The 15328-nt window shown below is 72.1% G+C and carries 9 protein-coding genes and 1 pseudogene; all 10 read left to right on the top strand.

Annotated elements, in window-relative coordinates; translation table 11 throughout:
• The first annotated feature begins 20 nt into the window (after positions 1–20).
• The 10 genes and pseudogenes from B1L07_13410 (at position 21) to B1L07_13365 (ending at position 15327) form a co-directional block, all read left to right on the top strand.
• Positions 21–1199 (top strand): annotated as a pseudogene (locus B1L07_13410) (nicotinate phosphoribosyltransferase).
• Between the two features lie 196 nt (positions 1200–1395).
• Positions 1396–2913, top strand: coding sequence for a hypothetical protein (locus B1L07_13405; GenBank protein AUZ55916.1), 1518 nt, complete (start codon positions 1396–1398; stop codon positions 2911–2913).
• Positions 2910–3092: a hypothetical protein gene (locus B1L07_13400; GenBank protein AUZ55915.1), complete on the top strand. Its 183-nt coding sequence runs from the start codon at positions 2910–2912 to the stop codon at positions 3090–3092. Before B1L07_13405 ends, B1L07_13400 begins: the two co-directional genes overlap by 4 nt.
• A complete protein-coding gene (locus B1L07_13395; protein ID AUZ55914.1) occupies positions 3089–4735 on the top strand; it encodes a cellulose synthase in 1647 nt (548 codons plus the stop codon). The genes B1L07_13400 and B1L07_13395 overlap by 4 nt, the downstream gene beginning before the upstream one ends.
• Positions 4732–4911, top strand: a complete 180-nt coding sequence (locus tag B1L07_13390; GenBank protein ID AUZ55913.1) for a hypothetical protein — start codon at positions 4732–4734, stop codon at positions 4909–4911. The genes B1L07_13395 and B1L07_13390 overlap by 4 nt, the downstream gene beginning before the upstream one ends.
• On the top strand, positions 4908–5663 hold the full coding sequence (locus tag B1L07_13385) for a cellulose synthase operon protein YhjQ (protein AUZ55912.1): 756 nt from the start codon (positions 4908–4910) through the stop codon (positions 5661–5663). The genes B1L07_13390 and B1L07_13385 overlap by 4 nt, the downstream gene beginning before the upstream one ends.
• Before the next feature lie 11 nt (positions 5664–5674).
• Positions 5675–8293: a UDP-forming cellulose synthase catalytic subunit gene (gene bcsA, locus B1L07_13380; GenBank protein AUZ55911.1), complete on the top strand. Its 2619-nt coding sequence runs from the start codon at positions 5675–5677 to the stop codon at positions 8291–8293.
• On the top strand, positions 8290–10644 hold the full coding sequence (locus tag B1L07_13375) for a cellulose synthase regulator BcsB (protein ID AUZ55910.1): 2355 nt from the start codon (positions 8290–8292) through the stop codon (positions 10642–10644). The genes bcsA and B1L07_13375 overlap by 4 nt, the downstream gene beginning before the upstream one ends.
• A complete protein-coding gene (locus B1L07_13370) occupies positions 10641–14210 on the top strand; it encodes a cellulose biosynthesis protein BcsC (protein ID AUZ55909.1) in 3570 nt (1189 codons plus the stop codon). The genes B1L07_13375 and B1L07_13370 overlap by 4 nt, the downstream gene beginning before the upstream one ends.
• Positions 14194–15327: an endo-1,4-D-glucanase gene (locus tag B1L07_13365; GenBank protein ID AUZ55908.1), complete on the top strand. Its 1134-nt coding sequence runs from the start codon at positions 14194–14196 to the stop codon at positions 15325–15327. Before B1L07_13370 ends, B1L07_13365 begins: the two co-directional genes overlap by 17 nt.
• Position 15328: the final 1 nt, after the last annotated feature.

The following is a 15328-nucleotide window of genomic DNA, read 5'->3' as shown; positions in this document are numbered from 1 at the left end:
AGGCGGCGCATAATGCGCGCATGATCATCCAGTCCCTGCTCGATACCGACCTCTACAAGTTCACGATGATGCAGGCGGTGCTGCACCAGCACCCCGGGGCCATCGTCCAGTACCGTTTCAAGTGCCGCACCCCCGGCATCGACCTGGCCCGCCACCTGGACCAGATCAACGCCGAGATCGACCACCTGTGCAGCCTGCGCTTCGCCGCCGACGAGGTGGACTACATGCGCCAGCTGCGCTTCGTGAAGCCGGATTTCGCCGATTTCCTCGGCCTGTTCCACCTGGACCGCAAGTACATCGACCTGCGCGCCTCGGCCAGCGTGCCCGGCGAGATCGAGCTGGACATCACCGGCCCGTGGCTGCACACCATCCTGTTCGAGGTGCCGCTGCTGGCGATCATCAACGAGGTCTGGTTCCGCAATACCAGTACCCCGGATTTCGCCGAGGGCGAGCGCCGCCTGCGCGCCAAGACCGCGCTGCTGCGCGATACCCCGGGCTTCGGCAACTGCCGCATCGCCGACTACGGTACCCGCCGCCGGTACTCGCGCGACTGGCACGCGCACATGCTGCCGCTGCTGCGCGATGCGCTGGGTGCCCAGTACGTGGGCACCAGCAACGTGTATTTCGCCCGCCGCTACGGCATGACCCCGCACGGCACGATGGCGCACGAGTACCTGCAGGCGTTCCAGGCGCTGGGCCCGCGGCTGCGCGACTCGCAGGTGGCTGCGCTGGAATCGTGGGCCCGCGAATACCGCGGCGACCTCGGCATCGCGCTGTCCGACGTGGTCGGGCTGGATGCCTTCCTGCGCGATTTCGACATGTATTTCTGCAAGCTGTTCGACGGCGTGCGCCACGACTCTGGCGACCCGTTCGCATGGGGCGACCGCATGCTGGCGCACTTCAAGGCCAACCGCGCCGATCCTTCCAGCAAGATCCTGGTGTTCAGCGATGGCCTGAACATCGAGAAAGTGATGCGGCTGTACGACTACTTCCGCGACCGCTGCCAGGTGGCCTTCGGCGTGGGTACCCACCTGACCAACGACCTGGGGCCGACCCCGCTGAACATCGTCATCAAGATGGTCCGCTGCAACGGTCAACCGGTGGCCAAGCTCAGCGATTCGCCGGGCAAAAGCATGTGCGACGACCCGGGGTACCTGGCCTATCTGCGGCAGGTGTTCGGCCTGCCCCGGCGCCCTGAGAACCGCAGCGGCGCGGGGCCCGGCGGCCCTGCGGGGGCATGCGCGGCCGGTGCGCGTGAGGCGGGCCGTGAGCGAGTGACATTGAGCCGGCGGCCCGCACGGGGTTAATGTGACAACGGTCAAGGATTCCCGCGAGGGATGGGGGACGCGGCGCGGCGACCTGCAAACTGGCCGCTGACTGGGAAACGATTTGAAGATGATTTCACTCGCCATCGACGGTCTGCAGCACGAACTCACCCATCTGCGCGCGGGTGGGGTGTACTGGATCGCCTGCGCCGATGCGGGCCACGCCGACCTGTTCGCCGCCGGCGTCCTGGCCGGCGCGGATGCCGTGCCGCTGGCGGTGGTGGCCGCGCTCGGGCGCTCCCCCGCATCGATGGTGGCGCCGCTGGCGGTCCACCAGGGGCCGGCGCGGATCCGCCTGCATGAAGCGGCGGTGGCCGACCTGGCGCCGGCGGTCCGCGCACTGCCGGCCGAGCTGGCGCGCTGCGCCGCCGCACGCCGTACCCTGTGCGTGGTGAAGGTGCCGGCGATCGCGCTCGAGGGCCTGCACGGCCCGCACCTCGCGCGCTGGTGCAGGCAACTGCACGACTGGGCCGCCGCCGGCAGCCACTGCGTACTGCTGCTGTGCCATGGCGAGGTGGCCACGCTGGCGCCGCGCCTGCTGCCGCTCAACCCGCTGTGCAGTGGCGTTGCCCAGCTGTACCCGCACCGCGGCGCGCTGCAATACCTGGTCCACTACTGGAGCAACGCCGAGGGCGTGTTCGCGCATCGCGATTTCGAGGCCCGCTGGCAGGGCTTCCGGCTCGGCGTGCTCGGCGCCGGCGACGGCGCGATGGCGGCGGCGCTGGCGCAGGAAGGCGGCGACCGCTTCCTCTACCTGGCGCAGGCCGACGCGCTGGAGGGCGCACCGCCGTTCTCCGCCGCCTGGCGCCTGTTCGAGAACTGGTCGGCGCTGGTCGCCGCGGCGCTGCAGGCGCAGGCGGCCACGGTGGTGCTGGCGATCGCCGAGAACGCCGATGTCGATGCCTTGGCGCGCATCGTGTTCCAGCTGCGCAGCGAGCGCGGCAACGGCCTGAAGCTGGTGGTGCGCGAGATGCAGCCCTGCCTGCGCTATGCCGACGAACGCCTGCTGCTGGAGTCCGGCGCCAGCCTGGTGGCGCCGGCCAACCTGCCGCTGGCGCGTTTCCTGACCCTGCTGGAAACGATCCAGGGCCAGCTCTGGCAGGGGCGCCTGCCGCAGGATCCGGAACGGCTGATCCGCCTGCACCGGCCGCCGGACGTTGGTGGCATCGTCACCCCGGCGCAGTTCCGGCAGCTGGCCGGCGAACTGCTCGAGCAGGGCGGTGGCGCGGTGGAAAGCGCGGTGCTGGTGCTGCAGCCGGTCGCCGGGCTGAGCCCGGTGCATGCGCTGCAGCAGCTGCAGATGCGCCGCCGCGGCGATTTCGCCTGCATGTACGCCGGCCAGGTGTGGCTGTTCCTGTTCGCCTGCCGCGGCGACGGTATCGAGCGCGCGCTGGGCAACCTGTTCCGGCTGCCCTGGCGGGAACTGTTCGATGGCTACGAGCGCCAGGCCGGGCACGACGTCGCCGCCATGAGCGCGGCCGGCGGCGGGCTTGCCGCGCCGCCGCCGCTGCAGGCGCCGCCGGTGCCGCCGGCACCCGCGGCGTCATGGACGGCGCCGCGGCCGATCCGCCTGGGAGGGGAAGGATGAACGACCAACAGGTATGGAGCCTGGTGGCCGCGTGTGCGCTGGTGATGATTCCGCTGGGCGTGATGCTCGGGACGATCCTGCGCGCGCTGCGCGCGCGCCTGCGCCGCGGCCTGCCACCGCGCTACCTCAAGCGGGTCGGCGAGCGCCGCCGCCAGGATGCGCCGCGGGGGCCGGCATGAGCGAGGCCCGCACCGCCGCCGCCGCGACCGCCACGCCGCACGCGTGGCCGGACCTGCGCGGCTGGAACCTGTACTTCCTGTCCAAGGTGATCCTCGCCTGGATGGGCGCGCTGGACCTGCACATCCTGCCCAACCTGCTGCTGCTGGCGGCGCTGCTGGTGCCGCTGCCGTGGCGCGGCGCGCGCATCGCGCGCACCGTGGTCGCGGTTCCGGTGGCGGTGGCGCTGTACTACCAGGACACCTGGTGGCCGCCGTTCGAGCGCCTGCTGGCGCAGCCCGGCGTGCTGGATTTCTCCGCCTCGTACTGGCTGGAGCTGCTGGGGCGCTTCATCAACTGGCAGATGGTCGCGCTGCTGGCGCTGCTGGTCTGCGGCTACCTGCTGCTCAAGCCGTGGCTGCGGGTCACCACGCTCAGCGTGCTGGGGATGCTGGGCATGGCGGCGATGGCGCTGCCGCTGCCGGCCGGGCTGCAGTCCGCCGGCGGTGGCGATGCCGGCGCGGCGCAGGGCGCCGGCGGGGCCGGTGCGGCCGCGCGCGGCGGCCCGGCCAACAACCAGACCCTGGACGCCTACCTGGCCGGCTTCTACCAGCAGCAGGCCGGGCTGAAGACCGCCTTCCCGCCGGCCCACGGCGGCACCCCCTTCGACGTGATCGTGCTCAACATCTGCTCGTTGGCCTGGAGCGACCTGGAGGAAGTGGGGCTGCGCCAGAACCCGCTGTTCGACGGCATGGACGTGGTGTTCGACGCGTTCAACTCGGCCACCTCCTACAGCGGCCCGGCGGCTATCCGCCTGCTGCGCGCCAGCTGCGGCCAGACCTCGCACACCGCGCTGTTCGACCCGGTACCGGCGCAGTGCCAGCTGTTCGCCAACCTGCAGGCGCTGGGGTTCCAGAACGAGCTGGCGATGAACCACGACGGCCACTTCGACGATTTCATCGGCGACCTCACCCGCTACGGCGGGCTGGCGGCCACGCCGCTGCCGATCGAGGGATATCCGCGCGCGCTGATCGCCTTCGACAAGTCGCCGCTGCGCCGTGACGGCGACGTGCTGGGCGGCTGGCTCAAGCAGCGCCAGGCCGCCTCCAGCGCGCAGGTGGCGCTGTTCTACAACACGATCTCGCTGCATGACGGCAACCGCATCGTCGGTGCCGACGGGCGCGCGATGGCCAGCGACTACAAGGCGCGCGCGCAGATGGTGCTGGGCGACCTGCAGGGGTTCATCGACGCGCTGGAGAAGAACGGACGCCGCGCGATGGTGGTGGTGGTGCCCGAGCACGGTGCGGCGCTGCACGGCGACCGCATGCAGATCCCGGGCATGCGCGAAATCCCCAGCCCGTCCATCACCCACGTCCCGGTGGGGGTGAAGCTGGTCGGCATGGGCATCCCGGCCGCGGCCGGTCCGCGCCACGTCACCGCCCCGAGCAGCTACCTGGCGCTGTCCGAACTGGTGGCGCGCATCTATGCGCTCAACGCCCAGGCCAGCGCCGACGAGCGCAACTGGGACGGCCTGCTGCAGGGGCTGCCGACGACCCCGTCGGTGTCGGAGAACGAAGGCGCCAAGGTGATGGAGTACGACGGCAAGCCGTGGCTGCAGCTCAAGGGCAGCCCGACGTGGACCCCTTATCCGGAGGACAAGCCATGACCAGCAACCGGCTGCCGGCGGGCCTGACCTCGGAACTGGACGACATCGACGTGCTGCGCGCGCACCTGCAGATGCCGGAGCTGCCGTACCTGGACTTCTCCGCGCAGCGCGCGCGGTCGCAGGCGCTTGCGCGCTGGCCGTTGTTCGCCGAGCTGGCGGCGGAGCCGCGGCGATGAGTACCACGCTGTCACTGCAGGGCGTGCGCGGTGGCGTCGGGGTGACGACGATGATCGCCGCGCTCGGCCATGCCCTGCATGCGCAGGGCGAGCGCGTGCTGCTGGTCGAGTGCACCCCCGACCATCTGCTCGGCCTGCACCTGGGCCTGCCCGCCGCCGAGGCGCGCGGCTGGGCGCGGGCCTGGCTGGACGATGGCGACTGGCGCGAGGCGGCGTTCGAAGCGCTGCCCGGGCTGGCGCTGCTGCCGTACGGGTGCGCCAGCGACGCCGAGGTGGCCACCATCGAGGAGCGGCTGCGGCGTACGCCGCGGTTCTGGGCCGAGCGCCTGCCGCTGCTGGCCGCGCAGTTCGACTGGATCCTGTTCGACCTGCCGCAGCGGCTGCAAGCGCACGTCGACACGGTCAATCAGCACGCCGCCTGCGCGCTGCCGCTGCGGCTGGCGACGGTGGACCCGGGCTGCCACGTGCTGCTGCAGCGGCGCGCACACGATGCGCGCCGGCTGCTGTGCAACCGCTACGACCCGGCGCTGGCGGTGCAGCGCGATCTGATGCAGCTGTGGATCGACGGCGGTCCGCCGCTGGTGCCGCAACCGCTGCACGAGGACGCCAACGTGGCGGCCGCGCTGGCACGCAAGCGGCCCCTGGGCGCCGACCCCGATGGCGCGCAGGCGGTGGCCGATGTCGCCAGCCTGGCGGTGTGGTGCCTGGCCGAGCGCGGACGCCTGCGCGCGCGCGCGGGACGGACGCCATGAGGCCGCGCCGCATGCGCTACCTGCGCTGGCCGCAACTGCGCGAGGCTGCGCGGGCGCCGCTGCCGACGCTGTGGCTGCTGTGGCTGCTGCAGGCCATGGGCTGGGCGCTGCTGCGGCTGGAAGGGCCGGCGTGGCAGGCACTGGCGCCGCGCCTGCCCGATGCCTTCCCGCAGCTGCGGGTCTACCGCCGCTGGCGCTTCGGCGACCCGCTGCGGATGCTGATCCAGGCCGGCTGGCTGCTGCTGGTGCGCATCACCCCGCAGACCTCGCATCGCCGCCACCGGCTGGCGGCGGCCCGGCGCCGCCATGTCGCCGGCCTGCGCGGCGCCGCCGACCGCGGCTGGCGGCGGTACCTGGACACGATGCGTGGCCTGCCGCGACGGGTCTGGAACAGCGCCGCGTGGCAGCGCGCGCGCATGACCCTGGGCGCGCTGTCCAGGCGCACGCGGCGGTGGCTGACGTACGGCGTCGGCGTGGCCACGCTGGGCCTGGCGCTGCTGTGCGTCACCCAGCCGTTCAGCTATTTCGCGCAGTTCGTGTTCGTGCTGCTGCTGTGGGGCATCGCGCTGCTGGTGCGGCGCATGCCGGGGCGCTACGCCACGCTGATCCTGGTGGTGCTGTCGATCACCGTGTCGTGCCGCTACCTGTGGTGGCGCTACACCGCCACGCTCAACTGGAACAACGATTTCGACCTGGCCTGCGGCGTGGTCCTGCTCGCGGCCGAGACCTATTCGTGGCTGGTGCTGATGCTGGGCTACGTGCAGGTGGCGTGGCCGCTGCAGCGCAAGCCTTCGGCGCTGCCGGCCGATCCGCGCGACTGGCCGACCGTGGACGTGCTGATCCCCACCTACAACGAGGAACTGTCGCTGGTGCGGCACACCGTGAATGCGGCGCTGGGCCTGGACTGGCCGGCGGACAAGCTGCGCATCCACCTGCTCGATGACGGCAGGCGCCCGGAGTTCCGCGCGTTCGCCGCCCAGGCCGGGGTCAACTACATCACCCGCAGCGACAACCGCCACGCCAAGGCCGGCAACCTCAACCATGCGCTGACCCAGCTCGACGGCGAGCTGGTGGCGATCTTCGACTGCGACCACCTGCCGGTGCGTTCGTTCCTGCAGGTCACCACCGGCTGGTTCCTGCGCGATGCGAAGCTGGCGCTGGTACAGACCCCGCACCACTTCTTCTCGCCGGACCCGTTCGAGCGCAACCTGCGTGTGTTCCGCCGCGACCCCAACGAGGGCGAGCTGTTCTACGGCCTGGTGCAGGACGGCAACGACCTGTGGAACGCGGCGTTCTTCTGCGGTTCGTGCGCGGTGCTGCGGCGCGCGGCGATCGACGATATCGGCGGCTTCGCCACCGAAACCGTCACCGAGGATGCGCACACCGCGCTGCGCCTGCACCGCAACGGCTGGAACTCGGCCTACCTGCGCATTCCGCAGGCCGCGGGCCTGGCCACCGACAGCCTTGGCGCCCACGTCAACCAGCGCATCCGCTGGGCGCGCGGCATGGTGCAGATCTTCCGCATCGACAACCCGCTGCTGGGCAAGGGCCTGAGCCTGTTCCAGCGCTTCTGCTACGCCAACGCGATGCTGCACTTCCTGGCCGGCATCCCGCGGCTGGTGTTCCTGACCGCACCGCTGGCGTTCCTGCTGCTGCACGTCTACATCATCTACGCGCCGGCGGTGGCGATCCTGCTGTTCGTGCTGCCGCACATGGCGCACGCCAACCTGACCAACTCGCGGATCCAGGGGCAGTGGCGCCGGCCGTTCTGGGGCGAGGTCTACGAGACCGTGCTGGCCTGGTACATCGCGCGGCCGACCACGGTGGCGCTGTTCAGCCCGGCCAAGGGCAAGTTCAACGTCACCGAGAAGGGTGGCACCCAGGCCGGCGACCGCTTCGACTGGAAGGTGGCCCAGCCCTACCTGGTGCTGGCGCTGCTCAACGTCGCCGGGCTCGGGTTCGCGGTGTGGCGCTTCCTGCACGGCCCGGCCGACGAGCGCGGCACGGTGATCGTCAGTTCGCTGTGGGTGCTGTACAACCTGCTCATCGTCGGCGGCGCCCTGGCGGTGGCCGCCGAAGTGCAGCAGGTGCGCCGTACCCATCGCGTCAGCCAGCGCCTGCCGATGGCGCTGCGCCTGCCCGACGGGCGCACCCTGCGCGGGGTCATGCACGACTATTCCAACGACGGTGTCGGCCTGGAGCTGGCGCGCGCGCCCGCGCAGGAACTCGCCGCCGGCACCGCGGTGACCCTGCTACTCGGCCGCGGCCGCCGCGAGTTCGCGTTCGCCGCGGTGGTCCAGCGCAGCGTCGGCGCGCGCCTGGGCCTGCTGCTGCGGTTCGACGACGAATCGCAGCGGGTGGAGTTCGTGCAGTGCACCTTCGCCCGCGCCGATGCCTGGCTGGACTGGCACGCCGGCTACCAGCCGATGAGCCTGCCGCGCAGCCTGTGGAGCGTGATCAAGCTCGGCTGGCAGGGCTACCGCCGGATCGGCGATTTCGCGCCGATCGATCTCGACCGGCCGATGCACTGGAGCCGCCGCGCAATGCGCTGGGTGGCCAGTTTCGCGCCGCAACGTCCGCTTCCTTCCTACCCGGCTGACCCAGCCGCTGACCCGGGGCTTCGTCCATGAGCATTTCCACTTCGCTGCGCTGGTTGCTGCTGCCGCTGTTGGCGCTGCCGGTCGCCAATGGTTCCAGTGCGCCGCAGGCGGCAACGGCGGCCGCCGCCCCGGTCGCCGATGCCACGCCAGCGCCCGGCGCCGCCGCGATCACGCCGCCGTCGGCGGCGGCCGCAACGGGGCCGGCCTGGGCCGGCGCCACCTGGCCGTGGCAGCGCGCCAGCACCCTGGCCCAGCTTGGCCGCCGCCAGGACACGCTGCTGTCCGGCATCCGCAACACCACCACCTTCGAGTTCCAGGTGCGCCGCGACCGCCTGGTGCGCGCGGCCGAACTCGACCTGGCCTTCACCCCGTCGCCGTCGCTGCTGCCGACGCTGTCGCACCTGCGGGTCTATCTCAACGACGCGCTGATGGACGTGGTGCCGATCGGCAACGACCAGCTCGGCCGGCCGGTGCAGGCCAAGGTGCCACTGGACGCGCGGTTGATCGCCGACTTCAACCAGGTGCGGCTGGAGTTCGTCGGCCACTACACCGACATCTGCGAGGAGCCGACCCACAGCTCGCTGTGGGTCAACCTGTCCAGCAACAGCACCCTGCGCCTGGGCGGCCAGCCGCTGGCGATGCAGGACGACCTGGCCAACTTCCCGCTGCCGTTCTTCGATCCGCGCGACAGCGCGCGGCTGGAACTGCCGGTGGTGTTCGCCGGGTCGCCGTCGGTGGCGCAGCAGCGCGCGGCCGCGCTGATGGCGTCGTACTTCGGCAGCATGGCCGGCTGGTGGCGGCAGGCGCGGTTCCCGGTCAGTTTCGACCGGCTGCCGGCGCAGGGCCACGCGGTGGTGATGGCGGTGAACGGCCGGTTCCCTTCGGTGATCGCCGACCATGCGCCGGTGCAGGGACCGGTGATCGAACTGCGGTCGCTGCCGGATGACCCGCAGCGCAAGCTGCTGCTGGTGCTGGGCCGCAATGACGCGGACCTGCAGACCGCGGTGTCGGCCATCGCCGCCGGCAACGTGCTGTTCCGTGGGACCCGCGTGCAGGTGGACGAGGTCAAGCCGCTGGCGCCGCGCAAGCCCTACGATGCGCCGAACTGGGTGCGCACCGACCGCGCCGTGCGCTTCGGCGAGCTGCTCGACTACCCGCAGCAGTTGCGCGCCAGCGGCATCGCGCCGCAGCCGATCGTGCTCAACCTCAACCTGCCGCCGGACCTGTTCATCTGGCGCAACCAGGGCATCCCGCTCAACCTGCGCTACCGCTATACGCCGCCGTTCAGCAGCGACGAGTCGCGCCTGAGCGTGGGCATCAACGACCAGTTCATTTCCAGCTTCCCGCTGATCCGCCGGTCCGGCAAGCAGGGCCTGGAGGAGATCCGGCTGCCGGTGCTCAGCGGCGATGCCGGCGCCGGCGACGGCAAGCTGCTGATCCCGGCGCTGAAGATCGGCGACCGCAACCAGCTGCGCTTCGATTTCAACTTCGCCAGCGTCATGGGCAGCGCCCAGCGCGACCATTGCCAGACGGTGCTGCCGCCCAACCTGCAGGCCGCGATCGAGGAGGATTCGACCATCGATTTCTCCGGCTTCCACCACTACATGGGCCTGCCGGACCTGGCCGCGTTCGCGCTCAGCGGCTTCCCGTTCACGCGCATGGCCGACCTGTCCGAGACGGTGGTGCTGATGCCGCCGCGCGCCAACCCGGCGCAGGTCGGGCTGCTGTTGAACCTGGTCGGCGGGCTGGGCGTGCAGAGCGGCTATCCGGCCTATGGCCTGCGCGTGAGCGACGACTGGAAGCAGGCCGCGCGGCTGGACGCCGACGTGCTGATGCTGGGCGAACTGCCGCAGGAACTGCGCGGCAGCGACCAGCTGTCGCTGATGATCGACAACCAGCGCACCACGCTGCGCAATGGCCGGGTGGGCTCGCCGCAGGAAGCGGTGATCGAGGCGCGCCTGGGCAGCAGCGGCAGCGATGCGGCGATCAACCGTGTCGGCGTCACCGCCGACGCGCCGTTCGCCGCCATCATCGGCCTGCAGTCGCCGCACCACGCCCAGCGCAGCATCGTCTCGCTGGCCGCCAGCAAGGACGCGGACTACGCATTGCTCGACGACGCGCTCAGCGACATCGGCAAGCGCGAGGCCATTGCCGGTTCGGTATCGATCCTGCGCAGTTCCGGCATCCACAGCCAGTTCGTCGGCGAGCATTACTATGTCGGCTCGCTGCCCTGGTGGCTGCTGCTCTGGTACCACCTGGCCGACCATCCGGTGCTGCTGGCGGTGCTGGCCACGGTGGTGGTGCTGATGGTGGCGTTCCTGCTGTGGCGCGCGCTGCGCTGGGTGTCGCGGCGCCGGCTGGAAGCGGCGGACCAGGGATGAGCCGCCGGCTTCCGCTGCCGCTGGCGCTGCTGGTCGGCCTGGCCGCGGTCGGCCAGGCGGGCGCGCAGGCGCTGCCGCCCACCCCGGGAGGCAGCCTGGCCTCGCAGCGGCAATGGCTGCTGCAGCAGGTGCGTATCGGCGAGGCCACCGGGCGCCAGCGGCTGATCGAGGACGCGCTGGCGCGGCTGCGCCTGCTGGCGCCGGATGACCGCGCCACGATGCTGGCGATCCTGGAAGTGCAGTTGTCGCAGCAGAAGATCGACGACGCCACCGCGACCCTGGCGCGGCTGCGCCAGGTGGGCGCGGGGAGCCGCGAGCTGGCGGCCGGCGAACGCCTGTGGTCGGCGTATCGCGGCGACCTGCAGGCGCAGTTGCAGGAGGCGCGCATGCTCGCCACCGGCGGGCGCAACGCCGAGGCGCTGGCGATCTACCGCCGGTTGTTCAACGATGACCCGCCGGGCATGCAGCTGGGCCTGGAATACTGGCGCCTGCGCGGCGCCGAGGCGGCCGGCCGGCCGCTGGCGATCCGCCGCCTGGCGGCGCTCGACGAGGCCTATCCCGGCAACACCGCGCTGCTGCAGACGCTGGCGCAGCTGCTGTTCGCCGCCGGTCACGACGGCGAGGCGCTGGCCGCGCTGCAGCGCATGGGCAACAACCCCGAAGCGCTCACCTATGCCGCCGACGCCGAATGGGATTACCTGTCCGCGCGCCAGGCCGACGCCAGCAACGTACGCCGGCTGCAATCCTTCATCGCCCGCTATCCCGGCTGGGCGAACATCGACGAGGCGCGCACGCTCTACGACGAACAGCGCAGGCGGGTGGGCAACCCGGCCTGGCTGGCCGGGCTGCGCGGCACGCAGCTGCTCGACGCCGGCCGCAACGCGGAGGCCGAGGCCGCGTTCCGCCAGGCCCTGGCCGGCTTCCCGGACGAGGCCGACTTCCACGGCGGGCTGGGGCTGGCGCTGATGCGCCAGGGCCAGCGCGAACCGGCGCTGGCGCAGTTCCAGAAGGCGCAGCAGCTGCAGGCCGATACCAGCAACAGCGACAAGTGGCGCGACCTGATCGCCAGCACCCGCTACTGGCTGGTGATGGAGCAGGCCGATGCCGCGCTGGAAGCCGGCGAGCTCGATCGCGCGCAGTCGCTGTACGCGCAGGCGCGCCGCCAGCAGCCGCGCGAGATCAACGCCCAGCTCGGGCTGGTGGACGTGGCGGTGGCGCGCGGCGACGACGACGCGGCCAGCCGCGAACTGCAGGCCGCACGGCGCATCGCGCCGAACGACGCCAACGTGGTGCGCAAACTGGTGCAGTTCTACGGTCGCACCGATCCACAACGGATGGAGGCCTACATCGCCAGCCTTCCGGCGACCCAGCGCGCGCTGTATGCCGATGAGCTGCGTGCGCTGCAGCTGTCGCGGTTGCGCGAGCGGCGCGAGCGTGCGCTGGCCGCGGGCGACATGGCCGAGGCCATCGTGCTGGGCCGCGAGCTGCGCCGCGAACTGCCCGACGACCCGTGGCTGGCCTACTCGCAGGCCAACGCGCTGCGCGCCGGCGGTGCGGTCGACGAGGCCGACGCGGTGATCGCCGACATGGCCGCCAGGGCCGGCAGCACGCCGGCGGCACGTTACGCGCAGGCGCTGTACCTGTCTGGTTCTGATCGCATCCCCGCGGCGCTGGCCGCGCTGGACGCGCTGCCCGCCGCGCAGTGGGACGACGACATGCATGCGCTGGCCACGCGCCTGCGCCGGCAGCAGGCCACCGCACGCGCCTGGGAACTGCGCGCGGCCGGTCGCGAGGACGAGGCCGTCGCGCTGTTGCGGCAGTTGCCGCAGGACGCGGACATCGTGCTGATGCTGGCCGACTGGGCGCGGCTGCGCGGCGACAGCGGCCAGGCACTGCAGCTTTACGCGCAGGTGCTGCAGGCCCAGCCCGGCAACGCCGATGCGCAGCTGGGCAGCGTGCAGGCACTGATCGACCGCGGCGACCTGGCAGCCGCGCGCGCGCGCATGGCGTCGCCGCCGGTGCTGGCGCCCGGCGACATCGGCCAGCAGCGGCAGCTCGCCGCGATCTGGTCCGCGCTGGGCGACGACGCCCGGGCGCTGGACGTCCTGCGCGGGGTGCTGGCGGCCGCCGACGGCCCCGACCCGCAGTCCTGGCGCGATGCCGCGCGGCTGCTGCGCGGCCGCGACCCGCAGCAGGCGCTGGACATGTATGCGCGTGCGATGGCCGACAACGGCCTGATCGCGCCGGGGCAGGCACAGCCGCGCGACGACCGCGCGCTGACCCGCGCCAGCCGCGAGACCGCCGGCGACGACTGGCTGCGGCGCAGCCTGCGCGGCGACGTGGAAAGCCTGTACCTGGAGCAGAACCCGACGTTGACGCTGATGCAGGACGCGGGCCGCCGCAGCGACGGCACCCCGGGCATCTCCAGGCTCGCGCGCGACACCCGCATCGTCCACCTCGACGCGCCGTTCGCCGGCGGGCTGGGCTGGGCGCGGCTGGAACAGGTGCGGCTGGACGCGCGTCGTTTCGAAACCGACGCCAATGGTTTCCACGACCAGGACTTCGGCAGTTGCCAGCTGTACCTGCTGCGTGCGGACGGCAGCCGCCTGCAGGCACCGGGCTGCGACACCCGCCTGCACCAGCGCATGAACTCCGGTGCGGGCCTGGCCCTGGGCTGGCGCACGCGCGACGACCGCTGGCGTTTCGACATCGGCCACACGCCCGCCGGCTACGTGGTCGGCAACTGGCTCGGCGGCGCCACCGTCAATGGCGACCTTGGCCGCTTCGGCTGGGGCGCGACGCTGTCGCGGCGGCCGATGACCAACTCGCTGCTGTCGCAGGCCGGCGCGGTGGATCCGCGCAGCGGCGTCGCCTGGGGCGGGGTGACCGCCAACGGCGTGACCTTCAGCCTTGGCTACGACCAGGGCGGTCGCAACGGCATGTGGTCCAACTGGAGCTGGCATCGCCTGACCGGCCGCAACGTCATGGACAACGACCGCGCGCGCGCGATGGCCGGCTGGTACCACAAGCTGGTGCAGCGCCCCGACCTGCGGGTGGATGTCGGCCTGACCGGCATGTACTGGCGCTATGCGCGCGACCTGGGCGGCTATTCGCTGGGGCAGGGCGGCTATTACAGCCCGCAGCAGTACGCGTCGCTGAGCGTGCCGGCGAGCCTGGCCTGGCGCAACGACGACTGGTCGCTGCGGGTCGATGCCTCGCTGAGCGTCTCGCGTGCGCGCACCCGCGCGATCAGCCGCTTCCCCGAAGCATCGCTGGTCGACCGGGTGCTGGCCCAGCTGCAGCCGCTGTATGGCCCGCTCACCCTGGACCCGGCCGGGCTGTACAGCGCCGATGCCAGCAGCACCGGGACCGGCCACCGCCTGTACCTGGCGCTGGAGCGCCGGCTCGGCGACCACCTGGTGCTGGGCGCCGCCGGCACCGTGCAGCGCAGCCAGGATTACTCGCCGAACACGTTCCAGCTGTATCTGCGCTATACCCTCAAGCCCTGGCAGGGCAACCTGCCGCTGCCGGTCACACCGCTGGTGCCCTATGGCGAACTCCGCTGACCCCGCGCGCCGCGCGCTGTTGCAGGCGCTTGCGGCCGCACCGTTGCTGGGCCTGGTGCCGGCCGCCGCCGCGGCTACCGGCTGGCCGCGCTGGCAGGTGCTGGTGGACAGCAGCCTGAGCGCCGACGGGCGCATGATCGACCGCAGCCAGGACGACCTGCGCACCACCTCCGAAGGCCAGTCCTACGCGCTGTTCTTCGCGCTGGTGGACAACGACCAGGCGCTGTTCGACCGGGTCCTGGCGTGGACGGTGGACAACCTTGCCGCCGGCGACATGGGCAAGCGCCTGCCGGCCTGGTTGTGGGGACGCGATGCCAAGGGCGGCTGGGGCGTGCTCGACGCCAACCCCGCCGCCGATTCGGACCTGTGGCTGGCCTATGCGCTGCTCGAGGCCGGCCGGCTGTGGCATCGCCCGGCGCTGCAGCGCATCGGCCAGGACATGCTGGCGCAGGTGCGCGCCAGCGAGATCGTCGACCTGCCCGGGTTGGGGCCGATGCTGCTGCCAGGCCCGCAGGGCTTCGTCGAGGACGGCGCCACCCGGGTCAATCCCAGCTACCTGCCACTGCCGCTGCTGCGCCGCTTCGCCGCGGTGGACCGCGACGGCCCATGGTCCGCGCTGGCCGGCAATACCCTGGAGCTGCTGCGGCAGACCGCGCCGCACGGCTTCGCCCCGGACTGGGCGGCATGGCGCGACGGCGCCTTCGTGGCCGACCCGGTGCGGGGCGCCAACGGCAGCTACGACGCCATCCGCTGCTACCTGTGGGCGGGCCTGCTGTCGCCGCGCGACCGCCTGTTCCGGGCGCAGCTGCAGGCGCTGGCCGGACCGCTGCGGCGGCTGCGCGACGGCGCCCCGATGTGGGAGAAGGTCGACACCCGCAGCGGCGTGGGCAGCGGCGAAGGCGGCTATGGGTTCCGCGCCGCGCTGGTGCCGTACCTGCTGGCGCAGGGCGAACGCGGGTTGGCGCAGTCGCTGCAGGCCAGCCTGCCCACCCCCGACCGGCAGCGCAGCGACGCGCCCGCCTACTATGCGCAGATGCTGACCCTGTTCGGCGACGGCTGGGCCGAGGGACGTTACCGTTTCGGCGCCGACGGGCAGTTGCAGCCGCGCTGGCGCTGAG

It is taken from the genome of Stenotrophomonas acidaminiphila, from assembly GCA_002951995.1.
Taxonomy (GTDB): Bacteria; Pseudomonadota; Gammaproteobacteria; order Xanthomonadales; family Xanthomonadaceae; genus Stenotrophomonas; species Stenotrophomonas acidaminiphila_A.
This window is presented reverse-complemented; position numbering and strand designations above follow the sequence as displayed.

What these genes read in the sequence shown, in the direction of transcription:
- B1L07_13405 (AUZ55916.1), top strand. Translation starts at nt 1,396, where the DNA reads ATGATTTCACTCGCCATCGACGGTCTGCAGCACGAACTCACCCATCTG.
- B1L07_13400 (AUZ55915.1), top strand. Translation starts at nt 2,910, where the DNA reads ATGAACGACCAACAGGTATGGAGCCTGGTGGCCGCGTGTGCGCTGGTG.
- B1L07_13395 (AUZ55914.1), top strand. Translation starts at nt 3,089, where the DNA reads ATGAGCGAGGCCCGCACCGCCGCCGCCGCGACCGCCACGCCGCACGCG.
- B1L07_13390 (AUZ55913.1), top strand. Translation starts at nt 4,732, where the DNA reads ATGACCAGCAACCGGCTGCCGGCGGGCCTGACCTCGGAACTGGACGAC.
- B1L07_13385 (AUZ55912.1), top strand. Translation starts at nt 4,908, where the DNA reads ATGAGTACCACGCTGTCACTGCAGGGCGTGCGCGGTGGCGTCGGGGTG.
- bcsA (AUZ55911.1), top strand. Translation starts at nt 5,675, where the DNA reads ATGCGCTACCTGCGCTGGCCGCAACTGCGCGAGGCTGCGCGGGCGCCG.
- B1L07_13375 (AUZ55910.1), top strand. Translation starts at nt 8,290, where the DNA reads ATGAGCATTTCCACTTCGCTGCGCTGGTTGCTGCTGCCGCTGTTGGCG.
- B1L07_13370 (AUZ55909.1), top strand. Translation starts at nt 10,641, where the DNA reads ATGAGCCGCCGGCTTCCGCTGCCGCTGGCGCTGCTGGTCGGCCTGGCC.
- B1L07_13365 (AUZ55908.1), top strand. Translation starts at nt 14,194, where the DNA reads ATGGCGAACTCCGCTGACCCCGCGCGCCGCGCGCTGTTGCAGGCGCTT.